The following is a 13,896-nucleotide window of genomic DNA, read 5'->3' as shown; positions in this document are numbered from 1 at the left end:
AAATCTATTATTGTGTATTAACTCAATAGCTTGATACACAAACACTGCCACTATCCTCTGCTTATCTGAGAAAAATGTCAATATTAGTCCTATGTTAAACGTAGTGATTTTTAAAGGGCAAGACATTCGAGATCACGTCAATGTGATGGGACTAACAAGATGTGTAAATGTAAGGGAGGAAAATCAATCGAAGGCTGGTATTTATTACGTCAGTGCTGGAAATGTAGGCGGTAAGAACCGTTAGATACCTATCAATCTTGCAACGTCACTACACCCTGATCAGCAACCAAACACTCTTTCTTAGCCTTAGCAAACTGCTTAATATAATATTCAATTTTAGCCGCTTGGCTTTTGTCGGCTGCAGGTTGCTGCCAAACGAGTTGTAATGGGCCTTTGCCACGTAAGGCTTTGGCGCCTTTGCCCTGTTGGTGGGTAGCAAAGCGTTTTGCGACATCATTGGTAATGCCGCAATACAAAGCGTTGGACTTGGTTCGAATAAGGTAAACGAACCAAGCTTGTTCTGATTTTAGGGCTGGGTTAGCCACCAATCAGCTCATCAACTAAGGTTTTGAGTTCAGCCACTTGTTGTTTGAGTTCGCTTACTTCGCTTTCTAACGCATCAATACGACCATTGTTGCTCGGCGATGAAGCTGCTGCTGGTGCCGCTGCGGCCAGTGCTTCTATATCCACTTCGCCACAAAACAGGTGTTGGTAGCGGCAGTCACGTTTGCCCGCTTCACGTGGTAGTTTCACTACAATAGGGCCAGATTCACGTGCGGCCATGGCGTCTAGCACTTGTTCTACTTCTTTGACGTCTGTAAACGAGGTTAAACGGTTAGTACGCGTTCTGATTTCACCTGGACTTTGTGCGCCACGAACCAACATGCTACAGACTATGCCGCGTTCTTGTTCGTTCAGCTGCAAATTACCAAATTCAGTATTACAAAAACGGTGACGGAATTTAGACACGCGGCTATTAAAGCCACTTTCGTCTGTGACCAATCGACGGTCAATAAGAGATTGCACACCATCCATCACATCAGAATCGGATAAGTCTAGAACCGGATCTCGGTTGCTTTTTTGGTTACAAGCGGTGGTTAAACTATTTAGCGTCAAAGGATAGTGATCTGGAGTCGTCACTTCTTTTTCAATCAAACACCAATAATACGTGCCTCAATTGCACTCAATTCAATACTCATAACGCCTTCCTTAATGTTTTATGCTTATTCCCATCATCATTAACGAATGATCGTTAGCAATGTGTGTCTCGCTTAAGTCATGACCATTAATGACAAGTCAAAACAGGGACACGCAGCCTTTTACCATCTTCTTGTATCAGCATAATTTTAGCGTGACTTAGCTCGATTTCTACTAGCTCTTGAAAGTCTCTGCCTTCTCGATAAGCGTTTCTCAGTTTATCGCGAAGTTGTGGCTGATTTTCGGTGTCGTTCATGAGGTCATCTGTCTTATTTATGAAGAATCGGCGCGCACTGCGCTCGTCATATCCTTGTCATGGTTGGTTAGCATCATATAGCTAAGGGCCGAACAATACTACATCGAGCCGCCATCAAGCCTATTGTCTGATGAAAAATTCAGCAGTAATCGCAAGGGATTGATCTTAAGTCTGTTAAGCGTCACTTTGTTGTGCTTTAATCAACGTAGACCTCATCTTCATGACCTAGTAGTAGGAAAAGGAATATATGAATAACGTATTTGAAATCGTAAACCAAGCTCGTCGTAAGAACAAACTGAAGCGTGAACTTCAAGATAACGAAAAGAAGATTAGGGATAACACCAAACGTGTTGACCTACTAGACAACCTACAAGACTACATCAAGTCAGACATGACTCACGACGAAATCGTCGCAATCATCAAAAACATGAAAGCAGACTACGAAGATCGCGTTGATGATCACATCATCAAGAGTGCTGAAATTTCTAAAGCCCGCCGCGACATCAGCCGTAAAATCCGTGACTTAACGGAAGCAGACAAGCAAACTCACGGCAAGAAATAATCTTTTAGAGCCCGCTTTACGAGTCTCTCTGTAGCGGGCTTTTTCTCCTCACTTTGCTGCGACGCTTTATTCCCCCTCTTCTTTCCCAACAGATTCCGAAATCAACCCTCTCTTATTTTGATGTAAACCGTTTGCGTAATCGCTAACCTTCACTTTCTCCATTAATGACTATTTTCGTTCTTATAAGCAGTTGCTATAGTTCGGCCATACAAAAAAACAATGACCATTCGGGGCATGGAGCATCCCCCTTTATCTCATGAAGAGAAGAATTGGCTTCGGATACGTCCGATACAAATTAGAGGGTCAAAATTATGGATTTTAATATGGTTGAAATTTTAGGTTACGCATCATCAGTGATGGTTGCGATTTCTTTAATGATGAAAGACATCGTTCTATTACGTGTGCTTAACTTCATTGGTTGTGCGCTGTTCACTGCTTACGGTGTGGCGATTGATGCAATGCCCGTTGTTGCAACTAACGGCTTTATTGCTTGTGTGAATGTTTACTTCTTATTCAAGATGTACAACGATAAAAAAGTGGCTGCTGCGGCCTCTGCTGCTAAAGCATAAGTAACGTCGAAGAATAATAAAAACCAGCGCATTGTCGCTGGTTTTTCGTTCTGCTAAGCCTGATATGACACTCCGTCTAGGCGCTTACCTAAGCTCACTGAGTCATCCACTTGAAAGCCTTGATTGAGATAAAATTCGATCACTTTTTTATTCGAGCTTCTCACTTGCAAGTTTATCTTCGGGCAGCCCTTTTCTTTAAGACGCAACTCAAGTTCGCCCATAAGTTGTTGCCCGTAGCCTTTGCCTTGCTTACTTGGTTCAACCACTAAGTAATTCGCCCAACCTCGGTGGCCTTCATAGCCTCCCATCACACTTGCAACAATGTTTGAGTCAACTTCGGCCACTAAAAACAAATCGGCTCCTTGCGCCAACTTGGTGGTGATGTCTTTATACGGATTGTTCCAAGGTTTCACCAAACCGCACTGTGTCCATAGCGCGACAATGGTTTCGGTATCTCTTATCTCAAACTCACGTATTTTCATCTGCTCTCCTTGCTCTACGCCCCACCCTCGCGGTTTCAGGGATGATTTCCTTTTTATTCCCTAGTGATAGCCTAAAATCGAATATGAAACAACATAAGATTGAAGTCATGAATAAAAACAAATTCGCAATCTATCAAGTATTTACTCGTTTGTTCGGCAACACCCATCAGGCTAATATTCCTTGGGGCACCAAAGAGCAAAATGGGCTCGGGAAATTCAGCCATTTCACAGACTTGGCACTAAAAGAAATAAAAGATCTGGGTATGACGCACATCTGGTATACCGGGGTTCCCCATCATGCACTAATTGGAGACTACTCCGAACTGGGTGCCCACAGCGATCACCCTGTCGTGGTTAAAGGCCGGGCAGGTTCGCCTTATGCAGTTAAAGACTATTACTCAGTCAACCCGGATTTGGCCGACGACCCAACCCAGCGTATGGAAGAATTTGAAGCGCTCATCAAACGAAACCACCATCAAGATCTCAAGGTGATCATCGACATCGTGCCCAATCACGTAGCGAGGCAATATCAAGGCTTAAATAACCCGGCTGGTGTGGTCGATTTTGGCGCACAAGATGCCACTTCGGTGGAATATCACAAGCACAACAACTTCTATTACATGCCTGACCAAGAGTTTGAAGCGCCAGATATCCCGGATCAGTTTCAGCCGTTAGGTAATAAGCAACTCACTTCGCTCATAGACAAATACCTAGAGTTTCCCGCTAAATGGACGGGGAACGGTGCTCGAACCGCAAAACCTAACTTTGACGACTGGTATGAAACCGCCAAGATCAACTACGGAGTAAAACCCGATGGCAGCAACGATTTTCCGTCTTTGCCTAAGGGGTATCACAACAAGTCTCATGCTGAACACCTTTTGTTCTGGCAGCAACATGAACTCCCGAATTCCTGGTATAAATTCCGAGATATTGCCTTGTTCTGGTTGGATAAAGGCGTCGATGGCTTTCGATACGACATGGCCGAAATGGTGCCCGTTGAATTTTGGAGTTTCATGAACTCCAGTATTAAAGTGATCAATCCAGATGCTTTTTTAATGGCGGAGGTGTACCAGCCCCACCTGTATCGCGACTATATCCAGTTAGGAAAAATGGATTATCTGTACGACAAAGTCGATTTATACGATGGGTTAAAGGCCATTATACAAGGCCACGCGTCAACGGCCTTGATCAGCGATGTTCGCAACCAGTATGACGATATTGAGCATCACTTATTACAGTTCTTAGACAATCATGATGAACAGCGCATTGCGTCGCCACAGTTTGCTGGATGCCCAATAAAAGCAAAACCAGCCATGCTGATCAGCACCTTACTGCGTAGCTCCCCGACCATGATTTATTTCGGCCAAGAGGTCGGTGAACCCGGTGCTGAAAACGCAGGCTTTGGCCAGCCTTCTCGGACGTCTATTTTTGATTACATTGGCGTCCCCCACCACCAGCGATGGATGAATGAAGGCAAATTTGATGGTGGGCAACTCAGCGAGTCCGAAAAATCGCTACGGTTGTTTTATCATACGGTTGTTTTATCAAAAGCTATTGCAGTTCTCTTTAACACACCCAGCTATTGCGGCGAAGTTCGATGATATTTACCCGAATAACGCCGAAGCGTTAGGCCGACATGGTTATGTATTTGGGCGTCATGATGCAGGCGAATTTGTTCTCGTGGCCGCAAACTTCAACGAGCACGAACCACTGGACGTAACCATCAAGCTTACCGAAGAAACTATCACGGCATGGGGCTTAGCCGACGGTGAGTATCCGTTATACGAGCGCATTGAAAGCGGTAAGGCCATAACCATTCATGTTGCTCATGGCGTTGGGGTTGTTTCACTCAACCTTCCGCCACTGGCTTCCTACGCCTTCACACAATAGCTTCCTTCTTGTGTCATCGTCACTTGCTGCGACTTACCAGCAAGTGACCTATCCTATTTCCTCCTATTCAAGTTTATTCAGCGTGCCCTCACAAATTCCCAAGACACATAGCCGCCAAGAGCCGTCAATTCTTTGAGTTAGCACTTAGTCACCTTTAATGAAATAGCTTTTATCTATATCACAGCCTGATCAGGCTATTTTCTAAGTAACGATGAGCTCGTTATTATATCCAGCATAACAACAATGGCTTACCTTAGTCGTCATCGACACCGTGAGGCAAGTTAAGGCTTAAACCTGATTTTGATGGAACAATATTATGAAAAAAATACTAAAGAGTTTATCAGTCTGTACATTGGCTACGTTGATGGTGTCGCCTGTTTTTGCTATGGAAGAAGGCGAAATTGTCATTTGGATCAATGGCGATAAAAGCTATGAAGGTCTGGCTAAAATTGGCCAACAATTTGAAGAAGACACGGGTGTTAAAGTAAGAGTTCAACACCCAGAATCTCTAGAGTCTCGCTTTCAACAAGCAGCGGCAACCGGCAGTGGCCCAGACATCGTGTTTTGGGCGCACGATAGATTTGGTGGTTACGCAGAGTCTGGTTTGCTACAAGAAGTGAACCCGAGTAAAGAATTCAAAAACAAACTAGCGGATTTTAGCTGGGATGCCGTCACCGTAAACGGAAAATTGATGGGCTACCCCGTTGCCATTGAAACCCCCTCTCTGATTTACAACAAAGACCTCATCGATACGCCACCAAAAACTTGGGAAGAACTCGCCGCACTGCACACAAAAATGCAACAACAAGGCAAGCAAGCCATCATGTGGGACGTAAAGAACGCGTACTTTACATGGCCGATGATTTCATCAGGCGGCGCTTTCGCGTTTGAAAAAGTCGCTGGCGGTTTTAACGCAGGCGTAACTGGCGTTAACAATGATGCCGGTGTCAAAGGGCTAGAGTTCCTAGTTGATTTGGTCAATAACGACATTGTTAACCCAGATATGGATTACTCGGTATCCGAAGCTGAATTTAGTAAAGGTAACGTTGCCTTAACCATCAATGGCCCGTGGGCATGGGGTAACTTAGATAAGTTAGGTGTTAATTATGGCGTTGCGGTTCTACCCACATTAAACGGCGGCACGGGTAACCCATTCGTTGGTATTTTAAGTGCCGGGATCAATGCCGCCAGCCCGAATGGCGATCTTGCGGTCGAGTTCTTAGAGAATTACTTGTTCCTTGATGAAAACTTAAAAATCATGAACGACGATAAACCACTAGGGGCTGTCACGCTAAAATCGTTCCAGAAGATCATTGAAAGTGATGAGCGCATTCGTTCAACCATGATCAACGCAGAAAACGGGGAAATCATGCCTAACATTCCTCAAATGACGGCTTATTGGTTCGCTGAAGGCGCGGCTATTGAAAACGCCATGCTTGGTAAACAAACCAGTAAAGAAGCCCTAGATACCGCGGCCAAGCAAATTATTAAAAAGTAACAAACTTACCCCTCTACCGATACGCCCACCATTAGGTGGGCGCTTTCTTTTCTGTGCTTATTATTCGCTACTTGTTAATTATGACTTGCTACTTATTACGAACACGCCAGTGACTAGACGTTATCTCAAACAAACAATGCCGTTCTAATTGGTGCCCTTTTGGCAATTTAGGGTTATCGAAATCTTGGTCGATGTTCACCATCCCGATTTTGCTCATCACCCGTTGTGAAGGCAGATTAGGCAACGCCGTAAATGCGTACACTTGCTCAAGGTTGAGTTCATCAAATGCGAACGCTAAGGCTTTTTCTGCCGCTTCAGGCGCATAGCCTTTGCCCCAATACTCAGAAGACAACCGCCAACCAATTTCAATCATTGGCGTGTTGGGGATCTCCGGTGCCAATTGCTTATGTAAGCCAACAAAGCCGATAAACTCTCCGCTAGATTTAAGCTCTACCGCCCAAAAACCAAACCCGTTGGCTTCTATCAATGAATGGATGAAATCCACCTGAGCGTCGCTTTCTGCCTGGCTAAGCAATGCTGGAAAATACCTCATGACTTGTGAGTCTGCGTTCAACGCCGCGTAACCGGGCTTATCTTCTTCTTTCCACTGACGAAGTATGAGTCGCTCTGTTTCCAATGGCACTTTTTCCAATGGCACTTTCATTAAGATTCACCTATCAATTTGTAGAATATTACCGTGGCGTCTAAGTCACCATTTGAGCTTAAAGCAAACTGCGGGATTTCTCCGGACTCGATGTAGCCTAGCTTACGGTAGAGGTTCGAAGCGACGTCTCCTTTGCGCGTATCTAGCACCAACAATGAAAGCCCCAGTTCTACACTGCGTTGCTCTAGCGTCTGCATTAACATTTTACTGATGCCTTGGCCACGGGCGCTGGTTTTCACCATCAGCTTTTCAACTTCGCCTCGGTGTTGGCCGTTGCGTTTACTGCATAACGAAAGCTGCACCACTCCAAGTGGTTCGCCATCTTCAACGGCCAGCCATATCTTTCGATTATCACGGGTCACATCGTCATTTACGCCTTGCCAGTATGCGGTGATTTCTTTTCGGTCAATAGGCGTAAGAAAACCCACGGATGCACCATTTGAAACGCAATCGACCAGCAAGGTTTCTAATAACGGCTGATACCCATCAAGTGAGGGTAATTCAATAATATTCACGACATTTCCTTGTCTGTTTTTGGCATTTTGTAGAAGCTAGAGCCCTTCCCACATGGCTTCAATTTCTTCATCGGATGGCATTTCGCTGTGGACTATTTGCTTGATCACGCGACACGGATTACCCACCGCCACAACATCAGATGGGATATCTTTTGTCACGACACTTCCCGCTCCAATAACGCTTCTATCACCAATGGTTACGCCATCTAAAATAACCGCTTTCGCACCTATCCAAACGTTATCGCCAATGACGATGGGGTTGCCGGTTGCCACGGGCCTAACACGCTCCGCGAGATCGAGCGGATGGCCTGCCGTCGAAATAACAACATCTGGGCCTATCTGCACGTATTCACCGATAGTGACGCAAGCAAGGTCGAGAATTTTCACCCCCGTATTAAGAAAGCCACCCTGTTTAAAATGAATGTTTTTACCCATGTCGCAATAGAAGGGTGGAACGATGTGCACTTGATTTACCGAACCTAAAATTTCGCCTAATAGCTGGTTACGATATTCCAACGCAGATGGGCGCGCATGATTAAAGTCGTACAACTTTTCCTTTACTTGAGTTTGAAACTCGAACAGCGCTTTATTGATTGGAATTTGAACGTCAAAATCGGATATGGTCTGACTCATGCTTATCCCTCAAGTTAACAAAAAGAAGTATAAGACTATGTGAATCAGAAAGATAAGTGAAGTGTAAGACAATAAAATAGCAATAAGCACCGCAAATGCGGTGCTTATTATAAATCCAATGCTGGCTATAGCGTGGGCGAACCTCGCTCATTGCACCGATAAGTTATGACGATTTCGCCGCGCCTTTTCGGCTGCCCATCACGTTAATTAAAGCACCGAGAATGATCAAACCGCCACCAGCCCAGGTCCACGTTGCGGGCAGTTCACTAAAGAACAGCCAACCGAAGAAAATAGAGAACACAACTTGCACATAAGAATACGCCGTTGCCTTACTCGCCACTTCGGTTTTCATCGCTTTCGTTAAGCCGACTTGCCCTATTTGGGTAAAGACACCAATCAAGATCAATAGCACCACCCCTTCCATTGTTGGCATAACAAAGTCATTACCTAACAAGACAACCGATAACGGTAAGGCAATGAGTGGGAAGTAAAAGATGATGACCGAGCTGTCTTCTGTATTTGCCAAACGCTTTACCAGTACATACGCGACAGCACTACCGAACGCCCCTAACAACGCAACGCCAACGCTAAATAACGGTAATTCCGAAGAAGCACCGGCACTAAATTCTGGGCTTACGATCAAAGCCAGGCCACTGATGCATAAAACAATACAGGCCATGGTTGATGCCTGAATTCGCTCTTTTAAAAAGACCAAAGCCAACAGCGCGGTAAATACTGGGTGTAGATATTGAAGAATGGTTGCTTCAGCTAATGGCAATGTGGCAACCGCATAATAAACACAAATCAGCGCCAGCGAACCGACAGCTCCTCGGGCAATGAGCAATTTTTTATTGTTGCCCCACACTGATAATCTTTTACGCTTTACGTCTAAATAACTGATCACCAGTGAAACTAACGCTCTCGCCGCGACAATCTCAAACACTGGGATGCCATCAACGCTAACCAACTTTACAAAACTGGTCATTAAGGAAAAAGCGAACGCCGACAGAAGCATGTATCTAACACCAACGGGAATGGCATTAAAAGCAGGAAAAGACATATCATCAAACTTAATAAACAAGGGAGACGGCGATGATACTCGAAATCCCCCATCAATTGAATCGCATAGACGCGATTCAAGGTTAACTTAACCTAGTCGTCAGACATTAGGCCTGATGTAATCTCGTTGCTGTTCGCTTGAAGGTAACGGATGTCTGCCAAGTAGGCCAAATGATGGCCGTCTGCAATATTCTGTGCAAATGCGGCATGCCCATTTTTCGCTTCAGTTTTCATGTAAGCCACTAATGCTTCGAGTCTTTCAATCATTGACTCCACTAACAACTTGCGATGTTGAGTATCCGCTTGGTAAGCGTCCATGAACCATCTTGCTCTTTGAATTTGCTGAGCTAAGTCGCCCATTTTGTCGTGAACGTGGGTCTTAAATGGAGCCCAACAATAAACAGAATACGCAAGATCCCACCGTTTTGGTGCTGGGTGCGCGGTATCAAAATCGAAGACCCCTGTGACTTCGTCTCCGTGAAGGGCCACATTGTATGGGGTAAAATCACCATGACATATCACTTCAAATGGCGCTTTAGGTGTGTGCATCCATTTTATATCGGTGACCTTGATATTTTGCGTGTTTAGCTTCGTTAAGTAGTGCTCTGTTACATCATGATAGTGCTTTAACATCTTTGCGGCCGACTGCAGCGCCGTTTTCGTTGCAATCGCACCAATAAGCGGATAGTTATAAGTGTCGCCCGCTACAAATGAAACCGTTTCTTGATTGTCGTTAAGCGCTATTGGCTTAGGGCCATGTGTAAAGCCGTTGCCTTCGAGGTAGGTAAGTAAATCGTGGACCGCTGGTGTCCATGGCTGACTAGGTCGGATAACGTGATCACCTTGTTTGAAAATCCCATCTTCTCGTCCGCCTTGTAATAATTCCATACTTCTCCTTGTTGTTTAATTACCGCCCTGATCGACCAATATGACCTGATCAGTATCAAAACCTCGTTGCTTCGCCATCGACATAAATTTAGCAACAAGATCCGGGTCTACTTCAGACGTCCGAGACAGTAACCATAAGTAATCAGTATTTGGGCCGGCGACAAACGCGTATTGATATTGTTCTTCGTCTAATTCAAACACCACATACGAGCCGTAAAACGGACCAAAGAACGACACTTTGAGGTAGCCGATATCGGTTTGTTCAACAAAATATGCTTTGCCCTCGGCTTGTTGCCATTCTCCTTCTTCTTTGGAATAGCCACGGTTGATAACCGTCACGCCACCGTCATCTTTCAACCTATACTCAGCGGTCACGTTGCTCAGCCCTCTTTCGAAAGAGTGGTCAAGCCTAGCAATTTCATACCATGTGCCTAAATATTGGTTAAGCTCAAAGTTGTTAACTGGCTTCACATCCTGAGGCATACCTAAACAGCCTCCTAGCAATAGACTTAACGCGATCACAATGGATTTTTTCATCTTGGTTCTCCAACTATTATGGACTTAGCTTTTGCGGTATTAGCTTTTATGGCATTAGCTTAGGGTGTTAACCCACTGCGCCCGCCATTCAGGTGCGTCGTAGTCATCGGGCCAAAACTCGACCTGCTTACAAATCCGCCCAGCAGAAACGGTATGGAATGTAATCGCCCGTGCGGTTTGCTTGCCATCCGTAATGGATACGTCCGTTACCACTTGCGCTTTTTCACATACCGCGCTGTTGATGGTAAATTTCCAACGACCTGTTGCGGGATACTGTTGATTAATGGCAACAAAATTATCTCTACCACATATTTGTTCATTCGACTGAGGCCAAATGCCTTCGAAGTCTTCACTTAACCATTGGCTCGCTTTGGCAAAATCATTGCTTTGCATATCATGCCAAAAGGCCAATACGACTTGCTTTGCGTCCATACTCGTTGCTCCTAGTTCTTAGTTCTGATTTTTTAGTTCTTAACAGCGACGACGGAATAGGTGTGCCAATGTTTCTCTCGCCCTAACGCCGTTTTGCCTAATTCATTTCTTTCATCAAACTGAATAATTTGAAAATCACTGAATAAGTCTTCTATTTGTAGCCTGGATATCGGGTTAGTTTGGTGGTTCCCTTCCAATACCCAGCTATCATCTATACCTAAAAAGTCACCAGAGAATACCCCCCTAGATTGCAAGCTCTGGCTGATTTTCTGCCACGTTTGTACAAAATAAAGTGGGTCTGAAAAGTACAAACTAGAATGGGCGATAACAACGCCACACCGACTGTATTCGAACTGTTCAAAATTACTGTGAGCGATATGCACTGAATCATCGCCAGCAAATCGCTTCCGACAAAGTGCCACTGAATCTTCATTTACGTCAAAGCCACTAACTTGATAACCCAATTGGCTCAGGTATCGAACGTCGTTGCCTGTCCCGCAACCGCAATCAATCGCCTTATTTAGCCCCGACTTATTAAGTTCGGCGGCCAACTGGGTTCTCACATGATGTGGCTTGTTTTGGGTTTGTTGATAGTAGTCTTGCCAGAGTAATTTATTTCTATTCATCAAACACCTATCTCCATACGTTTCATACGCAGCTACGGATCATAGTTCGCTGTAAATTTTATAAGTTTAATTACTTTGATAGGCGAAAATAAACGGAATTTCAAAGGATAATATGTAAATTTGGGAGCTAAAAAGAGATAGGATGTAAAGGGTGCGACCCAATAAGCTAAACGGGCGATTCATTCAATCAAGGGAGAAGCCAATTCAACCTGAACGTGAATTGACAGCAAGGTAACGAAGATTATTCGAATTCATTTCCAACATTATGTAAGGTTCGAGTCTTGCAGACCTTACAGGTTAAATAACGGTCCATATTATGGTAATTTCCGCCGTTAATGAATTCATGTACAAACAGCATTAGCCGACCAAATAGGGTTTTGTTGTTGTCATACTTCGACGGTTTTCTCACCATGCTTTCTGTGTGTTCTCTCTGTTGGTTGCATGTGTCGCAGTGCGTACTTTCCATAAACATCCTTGGCATTCAAAACAAAAAAAACCAGCTTATTGAACGCGAACAATAAATTCACAGCGTCAATGGCAAATCGCGACGCACATCTAGATATTGAATGTGATAAATACAATAATTGTATCGACCCGTTACGAGCACACTCGATAAACTAACCGCAGCATGTCTTTGTGTTGAATACCGTTTTCGTAAATTGGCTCAGAATAATGAGTAATAAAGAAATCGGTCCAAATGGCTTCTACTCGAAAACCCTGTTTTTGATAAAAACCAAGCTGGTAGCCAAAGCTTCCTGTTCCTAATTCAACCTCCGTTATTCCCTTATCAACGACCCACTCTAATGCTCGGCCAAGCAGTTCAGAACCCAAGCCCTGCCCTTGATAATCGGGTTTGACGGCAATGTTGAATAACTCAGCTTTATGCTCACTGGCTTGTTTAACAACACAAACCGCCGCAACGCTATCATTAACAAACAAACCAAAACACCAAGAGTCACTTAAGTATTGTTGAATACACGATTCAGACGGATCGGCCTCTAGGAGTAACGCCATGGGCACATCTTGATGCGGAATGAGTTTAACTACTCGATGAATTGCCACGTATCTGCTCCATCTAATTGGCGAACTTGAGTTTGCTCTAGCATCGTGGGATCAAACATACGGTAGTTTACCGAAAGACGCGCATCAGGCCCTGACTCGACACAAGAGTAATGAGTCTGACACCCGCACTCACTGCAATGGTGAAAGCGGATCATATTATCGCCATGACTGTAACTCTTTAAAGGCGCATCACCCACTGTTATTTGGACTTCTTGCTCGGTTAAATGCCCCCAAATGGCGCCAAGGCGATAGCAAATAGAGCAGTTACAACTTGTCGCTGTTGGTGTCATTTTCGGAATGGCGATATGTACATTGCCACAATGGCATTGACCAGAAATCATAGTGTTATCCTTAACGCTAACGTGAATTACATGGCGATACCGTCGACGAGCTGTTTCGCTTGCTTTGGGGTGCTCACACGAATAAAACGTATATGTTGATACTCGTCCGACGCCATCATTTTCTGGTAGCGCTGCCTATTACTGCTATGGTGGTTAATCATCCATAGCAAAACGGACTCTTTGCTCATAAATGTTCTTCGAAAGCTTTCCGTATTGCCCGTCCCGGGCCACAGTTCCGTTTTATTGGTGACTCGAATCAACGCTCTTTTGGTGGCTTGATAAAGAGTGCGAATAAAACTGTAGTCGACCCAAATAACGGTATCGACATGCGCCCATTTAATCGGCACGGTTCTATTATAGTTGCCATCCAGCACCCAAGACGACTGTGCGGTGATCGCTTTCAAATCAGAAAACAACACATCATCAGACACGCCTTGCCAATTGGAACGCCAATACAAGGCGTCCATTTCATAAAACGGCGCATTCAACCGCTTTGCCAATGCTCGCCCTAAAGTAGATTTACCACTTCCACTGGTTCCTACAATGTTAATTCGTTTCATCAGTACTATCCGTTTTATAAAGCTAGCGAAATTGGGCTGCGCATTTTAGATAATGATTCTCATTAACACCAGTGCTATTTGCAATTTGTTGATATTACATTATAAAAAAAGCCCAGCAAATTTGC

The 13,896-nt window shown here is 44.5% G+C and carries 17 protein-coding genes and 2 pseudogenes; 4 read left to right on the top strand and 15 right to left on the bottom strand.

What is annotated here, in order from left to right:
* Positions 1 to 251: 251 nt before the first annotated feature.
* The 3 genes and pseudogenes from VTAP4600_RS23100 to VTAP4600_RS26030 form a co-directional block, all read right to left on the bottom strand.
* Positions 252 to 545, bottom strand: a complete 294-nt coding sequence (locus VTAP4600_RS23100; protein WP_102525061.1) for a GIY-YIG nuclease family protein — start codon at positions 543 to 545, stop codon at positions 252 to 254.
* Positions 538 to 1,199 (bottom strand): annotated as a pseudogene (locus VTAP4600_RS23095) (YceH family protein). Before VTAP4600_RS23095 ends, VTAP4600_RS23100 begins: the two are co-directional and overlap by 8 nt.
* Positions 1,200 to 1,285: 86 nt before the next feature.
* Positions 1,286 to 1,453, bottom strand: a complete 168-nt coding sequence (locus VTAP4600_RS26030) for a hypothetical protein (RefSeq protein WP_172443212.1) — start codon at positions 1,451 to 1,453, stop codon at positions 1,286 to 1,288.
* 247 nt (positions 1,454 to 1,700) lie between these two features.
* Between VTAP4600_RS26030 and VTAP4600_RS23090 the strand changes: the two genes are divergently transcribed.
* Together VTAP4600_RS23090 and VTAP4600_RS23085 are read left to right on the top strand one after the other, a co-directional pair.
* Complete coding sequence (locus tag VTAP4600_RS23090) at positions 1,701 to 2,015, top strand: DUF496 family protein (RefSeq protein ID WP_102525060.1); 315 nt, start codon at positions 1,701 to 1,703, stop codon at positions 2,013 to 2,015.
* A 311-nt stretch (positions 2,016 to 2,326) separates the two neighbouring features.
* Positions 2,327 to 2,584 (top strand): YgjV family protein, encoded by a 258-nt coding sequence (locus VTAP4600_RS23085; RefSeq protein WP_102525059.1) that lies wholly within the window; start codon positions 2,327 to 2,329, stop codon positions 2,582 to 2,584.
* Between the two features lie 53 nt (positions 2,585 to 2,637).
* Here the strand turns inward: VTAP4600_RS23085 and VTAP4600_RS23080 are convergent, their stop codons facing one another.
* Complete coding sequence (locus tag VTAP4600_RS23080; protein WP_102525058.1) at positions 2,638 to 3,066, bottom strand: GNAT family acetyltransferase; 429 nt, start codon at positions 3,064 to 3,066, stop codon at positions 2,638 to 2,640.
* Positions 3,067 to 3,173: 107 nt separating this feature from the next.
* Between VTAP4600_RS23080 and VTAP4600_RS23075 the strand changes: the two are divergent.
* Together VTAP4600_RS23075 and malE are read left to right on the top strand one after the other, a co-directional pair.
* A pseudogene (locus VTAP4600_RS23075) lies at positions 3,174 to 4,956 on the top strand (alpha-amylase family glycosyl hydrolase).
* A gap of 316 nt (positions 4,957 to 5,272) precedes the next feature.
* Positions 5,273 to 6,454 (top strand): maltose/maltodextrin ABC transporter substrate-binding protein MalE, encoded by a 1,182-nt coding sequence (gene malE / locus VTAP4600_RS23070; protein WP_102525057.1) that lies wholly within the window; start codon positions 5,273 to 5,275, stop codon positions 6,452 to 6,454.
* Positions 6,455 to 6,542: 88 nt separating this feature from the next.
* On the opposite strand, the gene VTAP4600_RS23065 is transcribed toward malE, so the two are convergent.
* From VTAP4600_RS23065 to VTAP4600_RS23010, 11 genes are all read right to left on the bottom strand, one after another.
* Positions 6,543 to 7,118 carry a GNAT family N-acetyltransferase gene (locus VTAP4600_RS23065; RefSeq protein ID WP_197708676.1) on the bottom strand — a complete coding sequence of 192 codons (576 nt, stop codon included), beginning with the start codon at positions 7,116 to 7,118 and terminating at the stop codon, positions 6,543 to 6,545.
* Positions 7,118 to 7,633 carry a GNAT family N-acetyltransferase gene (locus VTAP4600_RS23060; protein ID WP_102525056.1) on the bottom strand — a complete coding sequence of 172 codons (516 nt, stop codon included), beginning with the start codon at positions 7,631 to 7,633 and terminating at the stop codon, positions 7,118 to 7,120. Before VTAP4600_RS23060 ends, VTAP4600_RS23065 begins: the two co-directional genes overlap by 1 nt.
* Before the next feature lie 36 nt (positions 7,634 to 7,669).
* A complete protein-coding gene (locus VTAP4600_RS23055) occupies positions 7,670 to 8,266 on the bottom strand; it encodes a sugar O-acetyltransferase (protein WP_102525055.1) in 597 nt (198 codons plus the stop codon).
* Positions 8,267 to 8,429: 163 nt separating this feature from the next.
* On the bottom strand, positions 8,430 to 9,326 hold the full coding sequence (locus tag VTAP4600_RS23050) for a DMT family transporter (RefSeq protein ID WP_102525054.1): 897 nt from the start codon (positions 9,324 to 9,326) through the stop codon (positions 8,430 to 8,432).
* Positions 9,327 to 9,418: 92 nt separating this feature from the next.
* On the bottom strand, positions 9,419 to 10,213 hold the full coding sequence (locus VTAP4600_RS23045; protein ID WP_102525053.1) for an aminoglycoside phosphotransferase family protein: 795 nt from the start codon (positions 10,211 to 10,213) through the stop codon (positions 9,419 to 9,421).
* A 15-nt stretch (positions 10,214 to 10,228) separates the two neighbouring features.
* Complete coding sequence (locus VTAP4600_RS23040; RefSeq protein WP_102525052.1) at positions 10,229 to 10,750, bottom strand: lipocalin family protein; 522 nt, start codon at positions 10,748 to 10,750, stop codon at positions 10,229 to 10,231.
* A gap of 54 nt (positions 10,751 to 10,804) precedes the next feature.
* On the bottom strand, positions 10,805 to 11,182 hold the full coding sequence (locus tag VTAP4600_RS23035) for a nuclear transport factor 2 family protein (RefSeq protein WP_102525051.1): 378 nt from the start codon (positions 11,180 to 11,182) through the stop codon (positions 10,805 to 10,807).
* 32 nt (positions 11,183 to 11,214) lie between these two features.
* Positions 11,215 to 11,808, bottom strand: coding sequence for a class I SAM-dependent methyltransferase (locus VTAP4600_RS23030; RefSeq protein ID WP_102525050.1), 594 nt, complete (start codon positions 11,806 to 11,808; stop codon positions 11,215 to 11,217).
* A 597-nt stretch (positions 11,809 to 12,405) separates the two neighbouring features.
* Complete coding sequence (locus VTAP4600_RS23020) at positions 12,406 to 12,822, bottom strand: GNAT family N-acetyltransferase (RefSeq protein WP_102525509.1); 417 nt, start codon at positions 12,820 to 12,822, stop codon at positions 12,406 to 12,408.
* A gap of 29 nt (positions 12,823 to 12,851) precedes the next feature.
* Positions 12,852 to 13,211 carry a GFA family protein gene (locus tag VTAP4600_RS23015; protein ID WP_102525048.1) on the bottom strand — a complete coding sequence of 120 codons (360 nt, stop codon included), beginning with the start codon at positions 13,209 to 13,211 and terminating at the stop codon, positions 12,852 to 12,854.
* Positions 13,212 to 13,237: 26 nt separating this feature from the next.
* A complete protein-coding gene (locus VTAP4600_RS23010) occupies positions 13,238 to 13,771 on the bottom strand; it encodes a shikimate kinase (RefSeq protein WP_102525047.1) in 534 nt (177 codons plus the stop codon).
* Between the last annotated feature and the right edge of the window lie 125 nt (positions 13,772 to 13,896).

This window comes from Vibrio tapetis subsp. tapetis (assembly GCF_900233005.1).
Lineage (GTDB): Bacteria > Pseudomonadota > Gammaproteobacteria > Enterobacterales > Vibrionaceae > Vibrio > Vibrio tapetis.
This window is presented reverse-complemented; position numbering and strand designations above follow the sequence as displayed.